The sequence below is a fragment of the Vibrio sp. NH-7 genome (assembly GCF_053643215.1).
The window spans coordinates 75,868-95,173 of the sequence record NZ_CM132187.1 but is presented as its reverse complement, the minus strand read 5'-3'; the positions used below and the strand labels follow the sequence as shown (position 1 = coordinate 95,173).

16 protein-coding genes are annotated in these 19,306 nt (G+C 47.8%); 7 read left to right on the top strand and 9 right to left on the bottom strand.

Going from position 1 to position 19,306, the window contains the following annotated elements:
• Genes gspF through gspC form a run of 4 tightly spaced genes read right to left on the bottom strand, consistent with a single transcriptional unit; the run spans position 1 to position 5,679 of the window.
• Positions 1-1,224: a type II secretion system inner membrane protein GspF gene (gspF, locus tag ACUALS_RS00485; RefSeq protein WP_038140832.1), complete on the bottom strand. Its 1,224-nt coding sequence runs from the start codon at positions 1,222-1,224 to the stop codon at positions 1-3.
• Positions 1,224-2,714: a type II secretion system ATPase GspE gene (gspE, locus tag ACUALS_RS00480; RefSeq protein WP_454448610.1), complete on the bottom strand. Its 1,491-nt coding sequence runs from the start codon at positions 2,712-2,714 to the stop codon at positions 1,224-1,226. The genes gspF and gspE overlap by 1 nt, the downstream gene beginning before the upstream one ends.
• On the bottom strand, positions 2,714-4,750 hold the full coding sequence (gene gspD, locus ACUALS_RS00475; RefSeq protein ID WP_005472447.1) for a type II secretion system secretin GspD: 2,037 nt from the start codon (positions 4,748-4,750) through the stop codon (positions 2,714-2,716). The genes gspE and gspD overlap by 1 nt, the downstream gene beginning before the upstream one ends.
• A gap of 38 nt (positions 4,751-4,788) precedes the next feature.
• Complete coding sequence (gspC, locus tag ACUALS_RS00470) at positions 4,789-5,679, bottom strand: type II secretion system protein GspC (protein ID WP_052125162.1); 891 nt, start codon at positions 5,677-5,679, stop codon at positions 4,789-4,791.
• Between the two features lie 224 nt (positions 5,680-5,903).
• Between gspC and hslR the strand changes: the two genes are divergently transcribed.
• The 4 genes from hslR (at position 5,904) to ACUALS_RS00450 (ending at position 11,231) form a co-directional block, all read left to right on the top strand.
• Positions 5,904-6,290 carry a ribosome-associated heat shock protein Hsp15 gene (hslR, locus tag ACUALS_RS00465; protein WP_005472530.1) on the top strand — a complete coding sequence of 129 codons (387 nt, stop codon included), beginning with the start codon at positions 5,904-5,906 and terminating at the stop codon, positions 6,288-6,290.
• A gap of 27 nt (positions 6,291-6,317) precedes the next feature.
• Positions 6,318-7,193: an Hsp33 family molecular chaperone HslO gene (gene hslO, locus ACUALS_RS00460; protein ID WP_454448609.1), complete on the top strand. Its 876-nt coding sequence runs from the start codon at positions 6,318-6,320 to the stop codon at positions 7,191-7,193.
• Positions 7,194-7,531: 338 nt separating this feature from the next.
• Positions 7,532-9,163: a phosphoenolpyruvate carboxykinase (ATP) gene (pckA, locus tag ACUALS_RS00455; protein WP_454448608.1), complete on the top strand. Its 1,632-nt coding sequence runs from the start codon at positions 7,532-7,534 to the stop codon at positions 9,161-9,163.
• A 109-nt stretch (positions 9,164-9,272) separates the two neighbouring features.
• Positions 9,273-11,231, top strand: a complete 1,959-nt coding sequence (locus ACUALS_RS00450) for an AsmA family protein (RefSeq protein WP_454448607.1) — start codon at positions 9,273-9,275, stop codon at positions 11,229-11,231.
• Here ACUALS_RS00450 and ACUALS_RS00445 read toward each other — a convergent pair.
• The 3 genes from ACUALS_RS00445 to ACUALS_RS00435 all read right to left on the bottom strand — a co-directional run bounded on the left by ACUALS_RS00445 (position 11,189) and on the right by ACUALS_RS00435 (position 13,544).
• Positions 11,189-12,124, bottom strand: coding sequence for a bifunctional GNAT family N-acetyltransferase/hotdog fold thioesterase (locus tag ACUALS_RS00445; protein ID WP_005472601.1), 936 nt, complete (start codon positions 12,122-12,124; stop codon positions 11,189-11,191). The genes ACUALS_RS00450 and ACUALS_RS00445 overlap by 43 nt on opposite strands.
• 66 nt (positions 12,125-12,190) lie before the next feature.
• Entirely contained in the window at positions 12,191-12,625 is a 435-nt protein-coding gene (dtd, locus tag ACUALS_RS00440) for a D-aminoacyl-tRNA deacylase (RefSeq protein WP_038140824.1), read from the bottom strand.
• Entirely contained in the window at positions 12,597-13,544 is a 948-nt protein-coding gene (locus ACUALS_RS00435; RefSeq protein ID WP_411572129.1) for a virulence factor BrkB family protein, read from the bottom strand. Before ACUALS_RS00435 ends, dtd begins: the two co-directional genes overlap by 29 nt.
• Positions 13,545-13,579: 35 nt before the next feature.
• Between ACUALS_RS00435 and ACUALS_RS00430 the strand changes: the two genes are divergently transcribed.
• Positions 13,580-14,221, top strand: a complete 642-nt coding sequence (locus tag ACUALS_RS00430; protein WP_454448606.1) for a DUF2959 domain-containing protein — start codon at positions 13,580-13,582, stop codon at positions 14,219-14,221.
• Between the two features lie 30 nt (positions 14,222-14,251).
• On the opposite strand, the gene ACUALS_RS00425 is transcribed toward ACUALS_RS00430, so the two are convergent.
• Both ACUALS_RS00425 and typA read right to left on the bottom strand, forming a co-directional pair.
• Positions 14,252-14,788 (bottom strand): AAA family ATPase, encoded by a 537-nt coding sequence (locus ACUALS_RS00425; protein WP_454448605.1) that lies wholly within the window; start codon positions 14,786-14,788, stop codon positions 14,252-14,254.
• 74 nt (positions 14,789-14,862) lie between these two features.
• A complete protein-coding gene (gene typA, locus ACUALS_RS00420; protein ID WP_005472550.1) occupies positions 14,863-16,692 on the bottom strand; it encodes a translational GTPase TypA in 1,830 nt (609 codons plus the stop codon).
• Between the two features lie 476 nt (positions 16,693-17,168).
• Between typA and glnA the strand changes: the two genes are divergently transcribed.
• Together glnA and ACUALS_RS00410 are read left to right on the top strand one after the other, a co-directional pair.
• On the top strand, positions 17,169-18,578 hold the full coding sequence (gene glnA, locus ACUALS_RS00415; RefSeq protein ID WP_005472535.1) for a glutamate--ammonia ligase: 1,410 nt from the start codon (positions 17,169-17,171) through the stop codon (positions 18,576-18,578).
• Positions 18,579-18,714: 136 nt separating this feature from the next.
• A complete protein-coding gene (locus tag ACUALS_RS00410) occupies positions 18,715-19,275 on the top strand; it encodes a DUF4124 domain-containing protein (RefSeq protein WP_454448604.1) in 561 nt (186 codons plus the stop codon).
• The last annotated feature ends 31 nt before the right edge of the window (positions 19,276-19,306 follow it).

The window sequence follows — 19,306 nt, the reverse complement described above, 5'->3', positions numbered from 1 at the left end:
TTATCCACTCATTAAGTTGTTCATTTCTAGGATTGGCATCAAGGTCGCCATCACAATGAACAGTACTAACCCCGCCATCAAAGCAATCAACGCAGGGGTGAAAATTCCTAAAGCAATATTGATGGTCGACTCAAAGTTAGCGTCTTGGTTGTCCGCAGCACGGGTCAGCATCCCTTCCAGTTCGCCACTTTGCTCACCACTGGCAATCATATGCAGCATCATCGGTGGGAACAACTTAGTCTGGTCGAGAGCCTTGCGCAAACTTGCCCCTTCACGGACATTATCTCGCGCCAACATCACTTGCTGCTTAACAAAATGGTTGGACATGACATCCACCGCTACTTTCATTCCATCCAGAATCGGGATTGCGCTCGAGGTACAAATAGAGAGCGTACGCGCAAATCGAGAGGTATTGAGTCCGCGTGATATTTTACCAATCAGAGGCAAACGAACGACACGGCGATCCCAATTCAATCGCACGTTTGGCGAGCGCAGCATCATCTTGATCGCGTAAACCAAGACGATAATCGCAAGCAGCAGTTGCAACCCCCAGTGCTGAATAAAATCACTGGACGCCAACAAAAACTGCGTTGATTGAGGCAACTCTTGGCCCATTTGCACAAACTGACCGACGATTTTTGGCACCACTGCCGCAAGCAAGAACGCCACGATGCCAACGGCAAACACTACCAGCACTACCGGATAAATCATCGCTTGCTGCAACTTTGAGCGCAGCTTCTGACGATTTTCCGCATAGTCAGCTAGACGCTCCAGTACGCCATCAAGGTGGCCTGATTTTTCGCCCGCTTGCACCATAGAACGAAACAGCTCGTCAAAGATGTGTGGGTAGTCCGCTAAGCTGTCGGCTAAGGTATAACCTTCCACCACTTTTGAGCGCACCGCGAGCAACATGGTGCGAATACGTGGCTTCTCGGATTGCTCAGAGACCGCCTTCAAGCACTCTTCCAGCGGCATACCGGATTGAACTAGGGTCGCAAGTTGACGAGTGATCAGCGCTAAATCCGGCGTACTGATACCACGCTTGAAACTTAGGCTCGGTTGGCTACTCTGCTTCTTGGCTTTCTGGCGAGTTTCGTTTACCTCAACCGGCACCAGCCCTTGCTCTTTAAGACGAGCACGGACCTGACGGGCGTTATCGCCTTCGATCACGCCTTTCTGAGTCTTACCTTTGGCATTGAGAGCCTTATACTCAAATGCTGCCATTACCCTTCCTTAGTCACTCTCATCACTTCTTCAAGAGAGGTGATCCCATTGCGTACTTTGGATAAACCGTCTTCACGAATACTCGGCACGTCCTCACGAATCGCTTTTTCAATCGCTTGTTCACCCGCTTCGCCATGAATCAATTCTTGGACTTGCTCGTTCACCACCAAGAGTTCATGGATGCCGGTACGTCCGCGATAACCTTTATAGTTACACGTCTCACAACCACATGGGCGATAGAGAGTCAGGTCCTCTTTCTTCTTCAGGCCAAACAGCTTTTTGGTCTCTTTGTCTGCCTCATAAGGCTCTTTACAGTCCGAGCACAGCGTTCTGACTAGTCGCTGAGCCAGTACGCCAAGCAGTGAAGAAGAAATCAGGAAGGGTTCAATGCCCATATCACGAAGACGTGTAATGGCACCTACCGCGGTATTGGTGTGCAGCGTCGACATCACTAAGTGACCTGTCAGCGAGGCTTGGACTGCGATTTGCGCCGTTTCCAAGTCACGGATCTCACCGACCATCACCACATCTGGGTCTTGACGCAAAATAGCACGCAAACCGCGAGCAAAGGTCATATCGACCTTCGGGTTGACCTGCGTTTGACCAATTCCATCGATATCAAATTCAATCGGATCTTCGACAGTCAGGATATTTCGCTCGTTGCTATTGAGCTCTTGTAAACCTGCGTACAAGGTTGTCGACTTACCCGAGCCGGTTGGACCGGTCACCAAAATGATGCCGTGCGGTCGCGCAATCATGGTCCGGAAGTGATCATGGTTACACTCTGTCATGCCCAAGCTGTGTAAATCTAAGCGGGTCGCGTTTTTATCTAGCAGACGCATTACCACGCGTTCACCATGGGATGAAGGCATGGTTGAAACACGCACATCCACCGCTCGGCCACCGATACGCAGCGAAATACGGCCATCTTGTGGCACGCGCTTTTCTGCGATATCCAGTTTGGCCATTACCTTCACACGAGAAACCAATAGGGGCGACAACTTACGGCTTGGAGACAAGACATCACGAAGCACGCCATCAACACGGAATCGGATCGCTAGGCTCTTTTCAAACGTCTCAATATGAATATCAGAGGCGCCTTCTTTGATGGCCTCACCCAACATCGCGTTGATCAACTTGATGATTGGCGCATCGTCTTCGGACTCGAGCAAGTCTTCATCTTGAGGAAGGTCTTCTGCAAGCGAGAAGAAATCGTCATTATCAGCGCCAATGTCTTCCATTAACTGGCGAGCTTCCGACGAGTCACGCTGATACGCCTGCGTGAGCTTGTGTTCGAACGCCTCTTTTGTGAGCTCTTCTAGGGTGATGTTTTGCCCAGCCACGCGCTGCACTTCAAGCAGCGCCGGCACTGCGAGAGGCGCAATGTAATAGAGTATTGCCCCACGCTCGCTTGGTTCTAAAACCAATTTAAAACGATTAGCGAAACTGAAAGGCAAACGACGCACCGTGGTTACCGCTTCCATAGTCATTAGTTGGTTTCCATTTGATCAACGAATGCTTGGATTTCGGCAGGGTGGCGAATGTCATCCCCATATTTCGGCAGTACTGGAATATGACCATCATCCATCAATTTCAAACCTTGGTCGGCTTTATAGAGCTGTTCCGCTCGGATGAAGTTGTACTTACGCTGGGTAATACCATCGGCCGTCATGCCATCGCGAATGATGGTTGGCTTGATAAATACCATGAGGTTTTTCTTTTCAACCTGAGTGCTGGTCGACTTAAACAAATGCCCTAGCACAGGGATATCGCCAAGCAACGGCACTTTTGATTCACTTTCTAACGCTCGCTCGTCAATCAATCCACCTAGCACAATCATCTGGCCGTCATTCACCATCACCGACGTGTTTAATTGACGCTTAGCAAAACGCACGTCAACAGCGCCATTTGCACCCAAGACGTTAGAAACTTCTTGCTCAATGTTAAGTTGAACAGAGTTACCTTCGTTGATTTGTGGAACCACTTTAAGCTTGATGCCCACTTCTTTGCGATCAACTGTTTGGAATGGGTTATCGTTATTTGAACCTGCGGTAGAACCCGTGATAACTGGCACTTCTTCACCAACAATGAACGACGCTTCACCATTATCCATAACGGTAATGCTTGGAGAGGACAGGATGTTTGAGTTTGAATCTGTCGACACAGCACTGATCAACGCAGTCCAATCTCCCATCACTAGGCTCACCGCCGCGCCGTTTACGCCAGCTAAAGCAGCAGCTAATGTCGAGTAATCGCCTTGTTTAGTCGTTTCTTCGTAATACTTAATTGCACCGGTATTACTATCGCGAATCGGTTTCTTTTCGGTAGTGTCTTTCGCCTCTTCTAGGCCGACCATCACCTGACCAATTGGTGCGCCTGCGTTGCCATACTGAATCATGGCACCCGTCTCTAACGAGCCCCATTGCACGCCAAGATTAATACCGTCACCTTCTGCCATCTCAACAATAAGTGCCTCAATCAATACCTGAGCTCGGCGAATATCTAGCTGAGAAATCACATCTTGAAGTGCATTCATGATATCTGGCGGCGCAGTCAGTACTAGCGCATTGGTATCTGGGTGCGCTGCGATCATCACTTCGCCACGCTTGGCACTTGAACTGCTCTTGCTTCCCGCAGACTTTTCAGCTTGAAGGTTGTCTGACACGCCTTTTAGCACATCAACCAATTCTTCTGCTTTGGCATATTTTAGATACACAACGCGATTGTTGCCTTTCGATGCCATTTCTACATCAAGTTGCTTGATCAACTTACGTAAACGCTGGCGCACTTGAGGGTCACCAGAAATGAGGATTGAGTTTGTTCGGTCGTCAGCCACAAGTTTAGGCTGTAGAAAAGCAGGGGTATTTTTGCTGTCATTGGTTTTATTAAGTGCTTCAACGATTCGCACCATTTCAGCGGCTGATGCGTTATCAAGATCAACCACTTCGATCTCTTTGTCACCCGCTTGGTCGACACGCTTGATGATGTCAGCCAAACGGTTCACAACCGCAGCACGGCCTGTAATCAAGATGATGTTTGCTGGATCGTAGTGCACGACGTTACCCGCACCAGCATTGTCGTTTAACTGGCGTAACAGAGGAGAAAGCTCACGGACAGAAACGTTGCGCACCGCGACCACTCGCGTCACGACTTCATCGCCTTTTACCGAGCCGTCGCCCACCACTGGAATCGCAGAAGTCTTGGCGTCTTTCGACTTAACGACCTTAACAACGCCGTTGTCCATTTCAACCACGGCATAACCATACACTTCCAATACATTGAGGAAGAAACTGTAGTATTGCTCTTCCGTCAACATATCGTAACTGCGCACGTCCACTTTGCCGCGAACGGAAGGGTCAACAATAATGGTTTTATCTAGGTTACGGCCAACAATATTGATGAATTCTTGAATGTCTGTGCCTTTAAAGCTGGCACTGAACGTATTTTCGTTCGCCGTGACTAAGCTAGGTGCGGTCAGTAAGCTTCCTGCTAAAAGCCATGCGCTTTTCTTGAGCCAATGGTTCACTCGTTACTCCTCATGCGATGAACAAAGCCAACGCTGTTTTATAATTCAATGTATATCTCGTAGGGTTGGCCATCTCGCTCAACCGTGAGAGTCAACTCAGTCATGTCAGAGATGGTTTGGAAAATCTCTCCCATCGCCGCTGAGTCTTTTAAATCCAATCCATTTATTTGTGTCGCGACATCACCCGGTTTTAAACCGACAGAGTCAAACAGCGCTTTATCTTTACCCGGTGTCAGTCGGTAGCCCAAGACGTCGCCATCTCGCTTCACCTGTGACATTCGGACATATTGGAAGATTTGCTTCGCGTCCTGTTGGATCTCTTGGCGAATCTGCTCAAGTTTTTGCTCTGAGACTTGAGCAGGTTGGCGAACAGGTGAAGTGTCTGGTGTCGGCTGGGGTTTGGTGTACTTCAAGCCTTCCAACATGACCGTCTCGTTGCGACCAGCATTGTCGATAATCACACGGTCAACCTGTACTTGGTATAATTTCGCTCGCGTGCCTTCTATAACTTCGCCAATCCCGTAGGTGGCTTGCTTGCCTCGATTGGCGATCACCGCGAGGCTCTTATTAGAGTTTGTACTCTGAACCACGCCCACCAATACCACATTCAAACGGCTTTTCGGAGCATCTTCGACTTTTGGTTGTGTAACAACTTGACGTTGCTCCTGATATTCACCGAATAAGTGACTATTCTGCAGCTCTGACAAGTTGACGGTTTGTGAGGCGGTAGGCTTCCCAGACGAGGCGAGGACAGGTTGCCATTTCGTCACGCTATCAGACACTAAAGGTTGCCAAATCAGTTGTCCTAAAATCCACGCACTCAACGCGAGCAACAACGTCATTAAGGTAAAGCTAATACGCTGCTGCACTTGAACTTCTTTTACTGACTCGCCCAACTTATAAAGTGCGCTTACGCCTTGTTGCTTCACTGAATATCCTTCTCGTTTGCGCTGAGTAAAAATGGCGCCCGATAATCAAAAGGGCAGCCAATCATTGTACCAAAATATGAAACAAGCTAAACCGTTTACTCTATTTGTACAGCCTTGCAAAAGACATTTTTGCAACTCTCGCTTGAAAAATGGGCGGCATGTCACCATTGTTACTTCAACATATTGGCATCCACATCCACCATCCTTAGAGGTCACTATTCCCAATGGGTTCCCAAACAGAAGCAGTCAGACTCGATAAATGGCTTTGGGCCGCGCGCTTTTATAAGACTCGCTCCATTGCTCGAAATATGGTCGATGGCGGCAAAGTTCACTATAATGGCCAACGAAGCAAGCCGAGTAAGGCTGTTGAACTCGGTGCCATCATTACCCTTCGTCAAGGTCACGAAGAGAAAACCGTTGTAATAGAAAAGATTTCTGATCAACGCCGTGGCGCCCCAGAAGCTCAAACCCTATACAGTGAAACCGCCGAAAGCGTAAATAAGCGTGAAGAAAACGCCATGCAGCGAAAACTTCATGCTCACAACCCTAGCCCTGATCGTCGCCCCGATAAGAAACAGCGTCGCGACATCATCAAGTTTAAACATCAGTAAGTACCATACGTACGAGGAAACCACTCCATGTCAAACAACGTATTAAACCGCTACCTTTTCGAAGATCTCTCTGTACGTGGTGAGTTGGTACAATTGGATGAAGCATACCAACGTATTATTTCTAGCAAGGAATACCCAGCTGCACTGCAAAAGCTGCTTGGTGAGCTACTCGTTTCAACGACCCTTCTTACGGCAACATTAAAGTTTGAAGGTTCCATTACCATGCAACTTCAAGGTGATGGACCGGTATCACTGGCGGTTATCAACGGTGATCACGACCAAAAAATCCGTGGCGTTGCACGCTGGGAAGGTGACATCGCTGAAGACGCGTCAATCCATGACATGATGGGTAAAGGTTATCTTGTCATTACGATTGAGCCGAAAAAAGGTGAGCGATACCAAGGTATTGTTGCGCTAGAAGGCGACAATCTGGCAGAAATCCTAGAAGGTTACTTCGCCAACTCTGAGCAGCTTAAAACGCGCATTTGGATCCGCAATGGCGAGATCGATGGCAAGAAGCACGCTGCAGGTATGCTTATTCAGGTAATGCCAGACGGTACCGGTTCACCAGAGGACTTTGAGCACCTCGAGCAGTTGACGGACACCGTCAAAAACGAAGAGTTGTTCACGCTTGAAGCCAATGAGCTGCTATATCGTTTATACAACCAGGAGAAAGTTCGTCTATTTGAACCACAACCTGTTGAATTCCACTGTGGCTGTTCACGTGAACGCAGCGGTGCCGCGATCGTGACGATCGAACGAGCAGAAGTGAACGACATTTTAGCCGAGCTTGGTTCAATTTCTTTACATTGTGATTACTGCGGCACGACATATACGTATGACGAAGCAGAGGTCTCTGAGCTATTTATTGAAGCAAATTCGGGCAATAAAACCCTGCATTAATTTTCATAGCTTATCAAGCACGTAATTTTCCTATCAAAAGGCCTGCACCACGCAGGCCTTTTTGTGATCAAAAGCCCGCTACACCTAGCCTGAACTGTAATAAAACAACTGGTTAATTTTAATCAATTATTAATTCTTTTGCCCTAGCGCAAAGCTTTGCGCACACGATAAACTATCCCAGCCAATATGTGATGAGTCGCTTAAAACCCCACGAAAATCATGGATATTTTTTGAGCTATATCCCTGTTTTCTCGCAAGCCCATTGCTAGCATGGTGAGCAGATAAAAATTACAAAAATTCTTACAAAATCCCTACAAATATTCCGATAAGGAGCACCTATGACCGTTATGGAACATACAAAGGCTGCAACAATTGATCTTACTAAACATGGGCTGCAAAACGTAAAAGAGGTTGTTCGTAACCCAAGCTACGAAATGTTGTTCGAAGAAGAGACTCGTGCTGATCTGGAAGGCTACGAAAAAGGTGTAGTCACCGAATTAGGCGCTGTTGCAGTTGATACCGGTATTTTTACTGGCCGCTCACCGAAAGATAAGTACATCGTTAAAGACGCAACCACAGAAGAGCATATGTGGTGGACCTCTGACGCCGTTAAAAATGACAATAAGCCAATCGATCAAGCGGTATGGAATGATCTTAAAGAACTCGTGACCAACCAGCTTTCTGGTAAACGCGTGTTTGTCATTGACGGTTACTGTGGTGCAAACCCTGATACTCGTTTGAGTATTCGTGTTATCACCGAGGTGGCATGGCAAGCGCACTTCGTGAAAAACATGTTCATCCGCCCTTCAGAAGAAGAGCTTGCAACGTTTGAACCTGACTTCGTGGTCATGAATGGCGCAAAATGCACCAACCAGAAGTGGAAAGAGCATGGTCTGAACTCTGAAAACTTCACCGTGTTTAACTTAACTGAGCGCATGCAGTTAATCGGCGGTACTTGGTATGGCGGCGAGATGAAGAAAGGTATGTTCGCCATGATGAACTACTTCCTGCCACTTAAAGGGATCGCGTCAATGCACTGTAGTGCGAACAAGTGCAAAGAAAACGGCGATGTGGCGATCTTCTTTGGCCTTTCTGGTACGGGTAAAACAACCCTATCGACAGACCCTAAACGTGAGTTAATCGGCGACGATGAGCACGGCTGGGACGACGACGGTATCTTCAACTTCGAAGGCGGTTGTTACGCGAAGACGATCAAGCTCTCGAAAGAAGCTGAGCCGGATATCTACAACGCGATTCGCCGTGATGCGCTGCTAGAAAACGTCACCGTACGTAATGATGGTTCTATTGACTTTGATGACGGTTCCAAAACAGAGAACACGCGTGTCTCTTACCCAATCGAGCACATTGAGAACATTGTGAAGCCGGTGTCTAAAGCAGGCCATGCCAACAAGGTTATCTTCCTATCGGCAGATGCGTTTGGTGTTCTTCCACCAGTATCTAAGCTGACTCCGGAGCAGACTAAGTACCACTTCCTATCTGGCTTCACTGCTAAGCTAGCAGGTACTGAGCGTGGTATTACAGAGCCAACGCCAACCTTCTCAGCATGTTTTGGCGCGGCATTCTTGACACTACACCCGACTAAATATGCTGAAGTATTAGTTAAGCGTATGGAAGCGGCCGGCGCTGAAGCGTACCTAGTGAATACAGGTTGGAATGGCAGCGGTAAACGTATCTCAATCCAAGATACGCGCGGTATTATCGATGCGATCCTAGACGGGTCAATCGAACAAGCGGAGACTAAACACATCCCGATCTTCAACCTTGAAGTACCAACAGCGCTGCATGATGTAGATCCGAACATCTTAGATCCTCGTGATACCTACACAGATCCTCTGCAGTGGGAAAGCAAAGCGAAAGATCTCGCTAGTCGTTTTATCAACAACTTTGACAAGTACACGGATAACGATGAAGGTAAATCATTAGTTGCAGCTGGTCCTCAGCTAGATTAGTGATATCGACATCAAATCGTAATCTAAGCCCCTCTTTTGAGGGGCTTTTTGTTGCCTGATGGTCAAAAATGTTTCAAGCTAACAGCACTAAAGCGAGGGAATACGTGCTGTGAAGAAACCGCTGATACTGACCACCATCATCCTGATAAGCCTAATTTGCCTTTCGTTGCTATCGTTGTTTGCCATACTGCAGACACGCCACGCGCCGCAAGTGGTTAGCTATTTGTTCGAACAACTCACCCCCTACCGAGTAAATGCCCAGCAAGTTACCTACACACCACCACTCCAGCTTTCTCTACAGAACGTGATTGTCGAACGAGAACAACAACAAGCACGCATTCCAAAGCTGACCGTATGGCTCAGTCAGTCGTTCTGGCAAAATGGCAAGCTCGCTTTTGATTCATTACTCATTGAAGGCGCAACACTCGACCTTAGCCACAATTATGCTTCGATGCTGGACGGCATTACCCTTCGCCAAGTCGCGCTGCAGCATGTCGATCTTACTTCGGACCAATGGTCAGCAAGAGAGGTCAATTTGCAGGTCGAGAATCCTGAATGGAAGCAAGACAATCAGGCCCTGCCCTTTGGCGATATTCAGTTTTCAGCAAAACAGCTTTATGTTCGTGGCGAAGCGCTGAACGACGTCTTAGTTGATGCTCAATACAAACCTCAGAACAGCACTCTCTATGGCGCATCATTCAAATGGCATGGCGCTGAGTTCTCTGGTCAAGCAGAGCAATTTCAACAAGGCTGGTCACTCATCAATGTGACGGTTTTTGATCTCAACCTCGACAGCGTCGCACCGGCCACAAAACTGATCAACACATTGAACTCTCTAGAGTTTCCGGTCTACCACATCAACAGCCTTGATATACTGCGAAGCAACGTTAACTATCAAGGTTGGCATTTTGAACAGTTGGATGCCTCAATCGAGAATCTTTATCTCAATCAGTCGCTTTGGCAGCAGGAAAATGGTTACTTCTCATTTGATGCCGAACTGCTCACTCACCAAGAGTTAAGGTTTATTAACCCAACGGCCGAGCTTGGATTTGGGAAAAATGACATTAACGTTGAGCTGTTTAACGCCGACTTCAAACAAGGCTGGCTGCAATTTAAAGGCAAGCTATCCCAAGAACGCATTGCACTTGATGAGCTTAGAGTCTCTGGCGTGAAATGGCTTGAAGACCTGCCTCAGATGAGCAGTGAGTTAAAGGCGTTGGCTTCATCGCGCAACTCTCTGACCATCAAAGAGCTCGACGTACGTAACAGTCAATTTATTCAAGTGGAAAAACGCCCCTATTGGCAGGTATCAGGACTGAGTATCGAAGGGCGTGACCTTGAGTTCATCAATCCCCAGCAAACGGGGTTACTGAACGGCAAGATTGAGCTAAGCGCTAGTAACGCCAGCCTAGATAACCTATTGAGCACTCAGTTGGTCGTGGAGATGCAAGCTGAGCAAGGGAAACTGAATCTGGAGCGCGCCTTCTTCCCGCTTCAGGCTGGCTACATCGAAGCCAATGGCCAGTGGGATCGTAGCAGCATCAGCGCGCCTTGGAGGCTAACCCTACATGCCGATGGCGTACCTACCGACTTACCACTGTTTGATGCACAGCTGCCATTTCACCTGCAAGGGATGGCGGAAGTTGAGCTTGAGCTATCGGGTTTATCTGGTGATTACGCCATGTTTGCACATAGCCTGTCCGGTGATGCCAAACTGCAACTGCATCAAACCACGCTCAAAGCAAAGAGCGCCGATGGCGAAACCAGTTTTGAACAGGAGTGGCCATTAGAGACGATTTCGATTCAGGCCGACCGAGGGCGGCTGAGCCTTTCTTCTAAAGGAGAAGAAGCCGAACTGACAGGGCATATTGATATGTTAAAGCCGGAATTTGCGACGCTGCTCTTTCGCACTCAAACCCCATGTCAGAGGTTGTGGTCGGATATTTTCAGTTTAACCAATGTGATTGAACAAACCTGCCAAGAGGCAGAGGCCGCGCCACCAGCCCATGCTGATGGCGCGCAACATCAAGAAGAGGCGTCTGACTCTTCCGGCAAAATCGCCTTGTAGTTGGGTAGCAGCATGTATGTGCCAATGAACTCAACGGCGGCGTCATCACCGCTGTAGATAGTCACATGAATGACAATCCGCGCTTTGCGGCCAGACGCAAGTCGGTCTAAATCTCCGCTGATGCCGTCAAGAGATGTCGACGCAACTGGATTCTGGGTCACTGGATGACGATAGCGGATCTGGCTGTCTGCCAGTACGATATCTCCGGTAAGATTACGCTCTTTCATCAATAACCATGTCATGCCCCATCCCGTTAAGGTCGCCAGTGTAAAGGCCGAGCCAGCAAACATCGTATTGTGTGGGTTTAGGTTGGGGTTTAACTGGGCACTACACTCAAACTGATAACCCGTATACTGGTTAATCTTGATGCCCATTTTGTCACTGATGGGAATTTGATTTTCCCAACGCTCTTGCAGCTCCGTACACCACTCCGGCTTGCGAAGGACATTGGCCATTGGGTCAAGGGGTTTAACCATCTGTAGGTGGCGAACAGGGCCACGCTCATCCGTCAACTCACCTCGCCTCTCAAAGCCGTTTTTCTCGTAGAAGGCGATCGCATCTTCACGAGCATTACACACCAAGCGCTTTGCCCCTTCTTGGCGAGCCAAGGATTCAAGAGCAACAAGCACAAGCGACCCCATCCCTTTGCTTCGGCGAGCACCTTTTACCGCCATATAGCGAATCTGACCTTCGCTATCAGGGGTGATGTATAAACGCCCAATCGCCATAGGTCGTCCACGGCCATCGACAATCATGCGGTGGTGACTCATTGGATCGTACTCATCTCGCTCTGAACCAAGCGGCATGCGCCAAGGCTCACGCAGCATTTGCCAACGAAAGTGATAGTACTTATTCAGTTGGTTTTCCGTTTTTGGCGTAATCAGCTTAAACATAAAAGTCCTTTTTTATGAAAGAGCACCGCTCTTCCCTTCTAGCCTTTGTCTTTCATTATAGTGTGGCTAAACTTGTAGCCAGAATGTCACAGGGCCGTCATTCACCAGCGACACTTTCATATCTGCGGCAAACTGGCCTCGCTCCGTGGGTAATACCTCTGCACAGCGATCGGCAAAATATTCGTACAAGCGCTCAGCGTCTGCAGGGTGAGCACCACGAGAAAACCCTGCGCGTGTTCCCTTCTTGGTATCAGCGGGCAACGTAAACTGCGACACCACTAAGACCTTGCCCTCAACTTGTTTGACATTGAGGTTCATTTTGCCTTCGTCGTCACCAAACACACGGTAGGTGGTGACTCGCTCCATAAGACGCTTCGCTTTTGCTTCGTCGTCATCTTTTTCAACGCCCAATAGTACCAAAAGGCCGTGCTCAATTTCGCCAACGACTTCACCGTCGACACGAACGGCGGCTTCACTCACTCTCTGGATCAGGGCTATCACTGTGGTTTCCTTTCTTAGATGTTGATTGAGTTAAGTTTTCAGGCGAGTGTACCATTTCTTGCGGCTTGCTCCAGTGCTCTTTCTCCCCGAGCGCCGCCGTCACTTCGGCGCCAACAAGTACAATCAGCCAGCACAAATAGACCCAAACAAACAAGATTGGGATAGCGGCTAACGCGCCATAAATCAATTGATACGAAGGGAACTGGGTAATGTAAGCCGCAAATCCTTTCTTACTCGCTTCAAACAAAATGGCCGCAACAACAGCACCAATTAAAGCATGAGAAATGTGTACTTTTTTGTTGGGGACCAAAAGATACAGGCCAACAAAGGCAAATAGGGAGAGTAAAAACGGTAACCAGCGCAACAATAAGTTATACACACCCGATACCGCTTCACTTTCTATAATTTTCAGCGAAGTCACGTAAGAGGTCGCGGCAATACTAGCTCCAACCAGAATCGGCCCCAAAGTCAGCACCATCCAATACATCGAGAACGAGAACACGGCTCTGCGCTTGCGTCTAACTCGCCAAATGTAATTCAAATTCTTATCAATGTTAGAGATCAACATCAACGCAGCCACAAACAGAAAGCCACCACCGACCGCACTCATCTTGCCAGTATTTGAAACAAACTCGAGCAATGCTCCTTTCACTGCATCACCCGCCGCAGGGACAAAATGGGTAATCACAAAGTCTTGAATCGCGTCGCCCGCGTTTTCAAAAATGGAGAACGATGACAGAACAGACAACAACACCGTCAACATGGGTACGATCGACAATAAAGTAATATACGCAAGGTAGCCCGCATTGACGTTGACGCGATCATGCGCCATTCGGGCGATTAAATATTGCCCAAAAATCAGACTTTGCTTAAGAGTTTGCTCTAATTTCAACTTGTATCTCCTGACCGTCTCAGCCATCCTAACATCGTAATTCTAAAAGAAAGGACACAATCATGCCGTACATACTGGCTTTGGTATTATCCATTTTTACTCTAACAGGCTGCCAGTCCGCCTACTACTCAGCCATGGAGCAAGTAGGCTACCACAAACGTGACATTATGGTGGATCGCGTTGAAGAAGCCAAAACATCACAACAAGAAGCACAGCAAGAGTTCACGAGTGCACTGGACGCGCTCTCAGCACTCACCAACTTTGATGGTGGCGAGTTAGAAAGCGTCTATAACCAGATTAACGACAAATACCAAGACAGCGAAAAAGCAGCAGAAGATGTACGTTCACGCATTGCGGCGATTGAAGATGTGTCCGACGCTCTCTTTGCCGAGTGGCAAGATGAGTTAGAACTCTATACCAGCTCAAAACTGCGTCGTGCGAGCGAACAGAAGCTACGTGACACCAAATCGTCATACGCCACCATGCTGAAAGCGATGAAGCGTGCTGAGCAGAAAATGACGCCGGTCCTCAATACTCTGCGTGACAATACGCTCTATTTGAAACATAACCTCAATGCGAGTGCGATTGGCTCCCTACAAGGCGAGTTTTCGAATCTAGAGCAAGACATTCAGTTCGCGATCAAACAAATGAATGCCGCGATAACGGAATCGGATAAGTTCTTGCAAAAACTCAACCAAAAGTAAACAGACTCACCTCCTCCTTGTGGGGAGGTTTTAGCTTTCCCTCTCAAGCCCCAACGTTATTCGAACAAAGTCCACCCGCTCCGCCACACTTCCCCAAGGTACTTCCACCACGTGATAGCCAAGCTCTGCATAAGTCTCAACTAGGGTTTGATGAATTTGCAGCGCTTCTTCGAAAGTGTGTGGGCGCACTTCATCTTGAACATAGATAGAGGCTTCTGGTCGACAAGCAAGTACCTGAGGGTGGTATCCCCTACTCTCAGTGATAAACCTTGGCTCGACCTTACAGCCACCCACCTGAAGATAGGCCACAATATCTGGGATTGCGCGGTCAACAAACGCGACCTTGTGGTTCTCTGCTTCTCGCTTTTGATTTCCCATTAACTCAAGGCACAAGTTGGCGAACTCAGGCAAGTTCGTCCAAGGCAGAACCCCCTCATCGAGTTGGCACTGCTGTTCAATCAAGGTACGTGAACCTTCAGCAAACGTCGCGTAACCTAACTCTCCAAGCGCATTGAGCAAGGTGGTTTTACCTGCTCCTGGCCCACCAGTGATGACAGTTGGCTTCATAATGTTATTCCTTCAAATACAAAAAACCCCAAGCAATGCTCGGGGCTTTAATGATTCTAATCTGTTAACGCAGATTATTTAGCAGCGCGAGACGCACGCTTACGATCCGATTCTGTTAGGAACTTCTTACGGATACGAATGCTTTCCGGCGTTACTTCTACTAGTTCGTCGTCATCGATGAACTCTAGAGCTTGCTCAAGCGTCATCACGATTGGCGGAGTAAGAACCTGTGCGTCATCCGTACCTGATGCACGAACGTTGGTTAGCTGCTTACCTTTCAGTACGTTTACGGTTAGGTCGTTGTCACGGCTGTGGATACCAACAACCATGCCTTCGTATACTTCAACACCGTGACCAATGAACATACGGCCACGCTCTTGTAGGTTGAATAGTGCGTTTGTAAGCGCCTTACCCATACCGTTAGAGATAAGTACACCGTTGATACGCTGGCCGATCTCGCCGCCTTTGTGTGGACCGTAGTGATCAAATGTATGGTAAAGAAGACCAGAACCTGACGTTAGCGTCATGAATTCAGTTTGGAAACCAATCAGACCACGAGATGGCATGATGAAGTCCATACGCACACGGCCTTTACCATCTGGAGACATGTCAGTCAGCTCACCTTTACGTAGGCCGATGTTCTCCATGATGCCACCTTGGTGCTCTTCCATCACGTCGATAGTTACCGTTTCAAACGGTTCCATTAGCTGGCCATCTTCTTCTTTGATGATAACTTCTGGACGAGATACTGCTAGCTCGAAGCCTTCACGACGCATGTTTTCGATCAGGATAGATAGGTGAAGTTCACCACGGCCTGATACGCGGAATTTGTCTGGATCGTCAGTTTGCTCTACACGTAGTGCAACGTTGTGTACCAATTCTTTCTCAAGGCGCTCAAGGATGTTACGTGAAGTCACGAACTTACCTTCTTTACCCGCGAATGGAGACGTGTTTACTTGGAACGTCATGGTTACTGTTGGTTCATCTACAGACAGTGCAGGAAGCGCTTCTACTGCGTTTTGTGCACAGATAGTGTCAGAGATTTTCAGCTCACCAAGGCCAGTGATTGCGATGATATCACCCGCGTTTGCTTGCTCTACTTCATGACGCTCTAGGCCAAGGTAGCCCATTACTGTGCCTACTTTACCGTTGCGAGTCTTACCGTCTGCACCGATAACTGTTACCTGTTGGTTTGGCTTAACAGAGCCACGAGTTACACGCGCAACACCGATAACACCAACGTAAGAGCTGTAGTCTAGCTGAGAAACTTGCATCTGCAGTGGACCTTCAAGGTCAACATTTGGCGCATCAACAACGTCAACGATAGTTTGGAATAGAGGTTCCATATTCTCGCCAGTTTCGCCTTCTTCTAGAGAAGCCCAACCGTTTAGTGCAGAAGCATAAACCACTTTAAAGTCTAGCTGGTCGTCAGTTGCACCTAGGTTATCGAATAGGTCGAATACTTGATCCATAACCCAATCAGGACGCGCGCCTGGGCGGTCAATCTTGTTGATAACAACGATAGGCTTAAGACCGTGAGCAAAAGCTTTCTGTGTTACGAAACGCGTTTGTGGCATTGGGCCATCTACTGCGTCAACGATAAGGAGTACTGAATCTACCATCGACATGATACGTTCTACTTCACCACCGAAGTCCGCGTGTCCCGGAGTATCTACGATGTTGATACGGTAGTCATTCCAGTTGATTGCTGTGTTCTTAGCAAGAATGGTAATGCCACGCTCTTTTTCGATGTCATTCGAGTCCATGACGCGCTCTTCTGCTTCGCCGCGAGACTCTAAAGTACCTGATTGCTGTAGTAGTTTATCAACCAGTGTAGTTTTACCGTGGTCAACGTGCGCGATGATCGCGATATTTCTTAATTTATCAATCTGTGGAGTAGCCATGGATTTGATTCACTCGATATAAGAAGCCCGCCGAGAATCTCCGCGAACTTATTTGATTAAAAAAACGGCCATAATGTACCAGATTTTAGCGAAAAACCCAGAAATATGTGATCTGTTCCGCTTCTTTTCAGCAGATATTTGATGACCACACCCAAGTTCCTTGTTCGATAAGCGAAAACCTCATTGACATAAGGGGTAAAACTAGGCTGAATGGAGTACGATTTTGTTTACTCTTGGTGCAACACAGACACAAACGCACCAATTTAGTGCAAAACAAGATCATTTTGGTGCAACTTTTCTGCACCAAGGTTAATCAAGCCCGCTAATTTATTGAAATTAATGGATTAATTTTTTTGGCACGGTTTTGGCTTTATTAAATTCAGCATCGATTAATACGATTGAAACGAAGTTAATCAATGCTGGATTATGAAACCAATCGAGCTAAACCGCTTTAATAACACTGGAGGTTATCCAAGATGTCAGTAGAAAACGTTCTATCGCTGATCCAAGAAAACGAAGTTAAGTTTGTTGACCTACGTTTTACAGATACAAAAGGTAAAGAGCAGCACGTATCTATCCCTGCTCACCAAGTGGACGCAGACTTCTTTGAAGAAGGTAAGATGTTCGATGGTTCTTCAGTTGCTGGCTGGAAGGGTATCAACGAATCTGACATGGTAATGATGCCAGACGCAGCATCTGCTGTTCTTGACCCATTCACAGAAGACGCAACACTAAACATCCGTTGTGACATTCTTGAGCCTGCAACAATGCAAGGCTACGACCGTGACCCACGCTCTATCGCGAAACGTGCTGAAGACTACCTACGTGCAACTGGCATCGCTGATACTGTTCTTGTTGGTCCAGAGCCAGAGTTCTTCCTATTTGACGATGTTAAGTTCGCAACTGACATGTCAGGTTCTTTCTTCAAAATTGACGACGTAGAAGCAGCTTGGAACACAGGTTCTGACTACGAAGGTGGTAACAAAGGTCACCGCCCAGGCGTTAAAGGTGGTTACTTCCCAGTAGCACCAGTGGATTCGTCTCAAGACATCCGCTCTGCGATGTGTCTAATCCTTGAAGAGATGGGCCAAGTTGTAGAAGCGCACCACCACGAAGTTGCGACTGCGGGTCAGAACGAAATCGCTACTCGCTTCAACACGCTAACAGCTAAAGCTGATGAAATTCAGGTTTACAAGTACGTTGTTCATAACGTTGCTCACGCGTTCGGCAAAACAGCGACATTCATGCCTAAGCCACTCGTTGGCGACAACGGTAGCGGCATGCACGTTCACCAATCTCTAGCGAAAGACGGTGTTAACCTATTCGCGGGTGACAAGTACGGCGGCCTATCTGAAATGGCACTTTACTACATCGGTGGTGTTATCAAGCACGCTAAAGCAATCAACGCATTTGCTAACGCATCAACGAACTCGTACAAGCGTCTTGTACCTGGTTTCGAAGCGCCTGTTATGCTTGCATACTCTGCACGTAACCGCTCTGCTTCTATCCGTATCCCTGTGGTACCAAGCCCTAAAGCACGTCGTATCGAGCTACGTTTCGGTGACCCATCAGCGAACCCATACCTATGTTTCGCAGCAATGCTAATGGCCGGTCTTGACGGTATTAAGAACAAGATCCACCCAGGCGAAGCGATGGATAAAGACCTTTACGACCTACCTGCAGAAGAAGCAGCAGAAATCCCAACAGTGGCTTACTCACTAAAAGAAGCGCTAGAGTGTCTAGACGCTGACCGTGAGTTCCTAACCGCTGGTGGTGTATTCTCTGACGACTTCATCGACTCTTACATCGACCTTAAGTCTCAAGATGTAGAGAAAGTAAACATGACAACTCACCCACTAGAGTTCGAACTTTACTACTCTGTTTAATCAGGTTACGTAAGCAACAAAACGCTTTGTTGCACAAATTCAAGGCTCGCCTCGCAGGCGGGCCTTTTTCATATTTGTCACCTGACCGAGACCCTTTAGTATCATGCTGTCCACGATAATCCATCCGGAGAACAAGATGCACAAAGTGATCACTCTTCTAAGCATACTGCTCACCATATCCAGCTTAGCTTTCGCTCAAACTGTCTATACGTGGACAGACAACAATGGCGTGATTCATTTCAGTGACACTCCGAGTGGTAAGAACGTCAAAGCAATCCAAATGCCAGACTATCATCAGCCGTCCCCACTGCCTGCTTTTGAAGCTGAAACAAAAGTTGAACCTAAGTCAGACAAAAAAGATAACCAACCAACAGCCTTGTCCCCTCTTGAAATCACGATAACCTCCCCTGAGCACGATCAGGCCTTACGTAGCAATGCCGGTATGATCACCATACGAGCCGAACTTAATCGTAAACTCTCTGTTGATGAGACCCTCCAACTCCAGATGGATGATGCCAATTATCACGCTCCGACGACTCGTCCTCTGTGGGAACTGAGAAACATCGATCGTGGAACTCATACCTTTACCATTCAAGCCTATAGAGACGGCAAGCTTATTGCATCATCAAGTCCTATAACGGTGCATCTACTACGCAGTAGCCAGCAAAAAGCAGTCTCTCCAGTCAAAGCTCAGTAAATTGGTGACTTTTTTCTTCTGCTACGCCTAA

What these genes read in the sequence shown, in the direction of transcription:
- typA (WP_005472550.1), bottom strand. Translation starts at nt 16,692, where the DNA reads ATGGCTACTCCACAGATTGATAAATTAAGAAATATCGCGATCATCGCG.
- ACUALS_RS00445 (WP_005472601.1), bottom strand. Translation starts at nt 12,124, where the DNA reads ATGTTTAAGCTGATTACGCCAAAAACGGAAAACCAACTGAATAAGTAC.
- pckA (WP_454448608.1), top strand. Translation starts at nt 7,532, where the DNA reads ATGACCGTTATGGAACATACAAAGGCTGCAACAATTGATCTTACTAAA.
- gspF (WP_038140832.1), bottom strand. Translation starts at nt 1,224, where the DNA reads ATGGCAGCATTTGAGTATAAGGCTCTCAATGCCAAAGGTAAGACTCAG.
- gspE (WP_454448610.1), bottom strand. Translation starts at nt 2,714, where the DNA reads ATGACTATGGAAGCGGTAACCACGGTGCGTCGTTTGCCTTTCAGTTTC.
- ACUALS_RS00430 (WP_454448606.1), top strand. Translation starts at nt 13,580, where the DNA reads ATGCCGTACATACTGGCTTTGGTATTATCCATTTTTACTCTAACAGGC.
- hslR (WP_005472530.1), top strand. Translation starts at nt 5,904, where the DNA reads ATGGGTTCCCAAACAGAAGCAGTCAGACTCGATAAATGGCTTTGGGCC.
- ACUALS_RS00435 (WP_411572129.1), bottom strand. Translation starts at nt 13,544, where the DNA reads ATGGCTGAGACGGTCAGGAGATACAAGTTGAAATTAGAGCAAACTCTT.
- ACUALS_RS00425 (WP_454448605.1), bottom strand. Translation starts at nt 14,788, where the DNA reads ATGAAGCCAACTGTCATCACTGGTGGGCCAGGAGCAGGTAAAACCACC.
- glnA (WP_005472535.1), top strand. Translation starts at nt 17,169, where the DNA reads ATGTCAGTAGAAAACGTTCTATCGCTGATCCAAGAAAACGAAGTTAAG.
- hslO (WP_454448609.1), top strand. Translation starts at nt 6,318, where the DNA reads ATGTCAAACAACGTATTAAACCGCTACCTTTTCGAAGATCTCTCTGTA.
- ACUALS_RS00410 (WP_454448604.1), top strand. Translation starts at nt 18,715, where the DNA reads ATGCACAAAGTGATCACTCTTCTAAGCATACTGCTCACCATATCCAGC.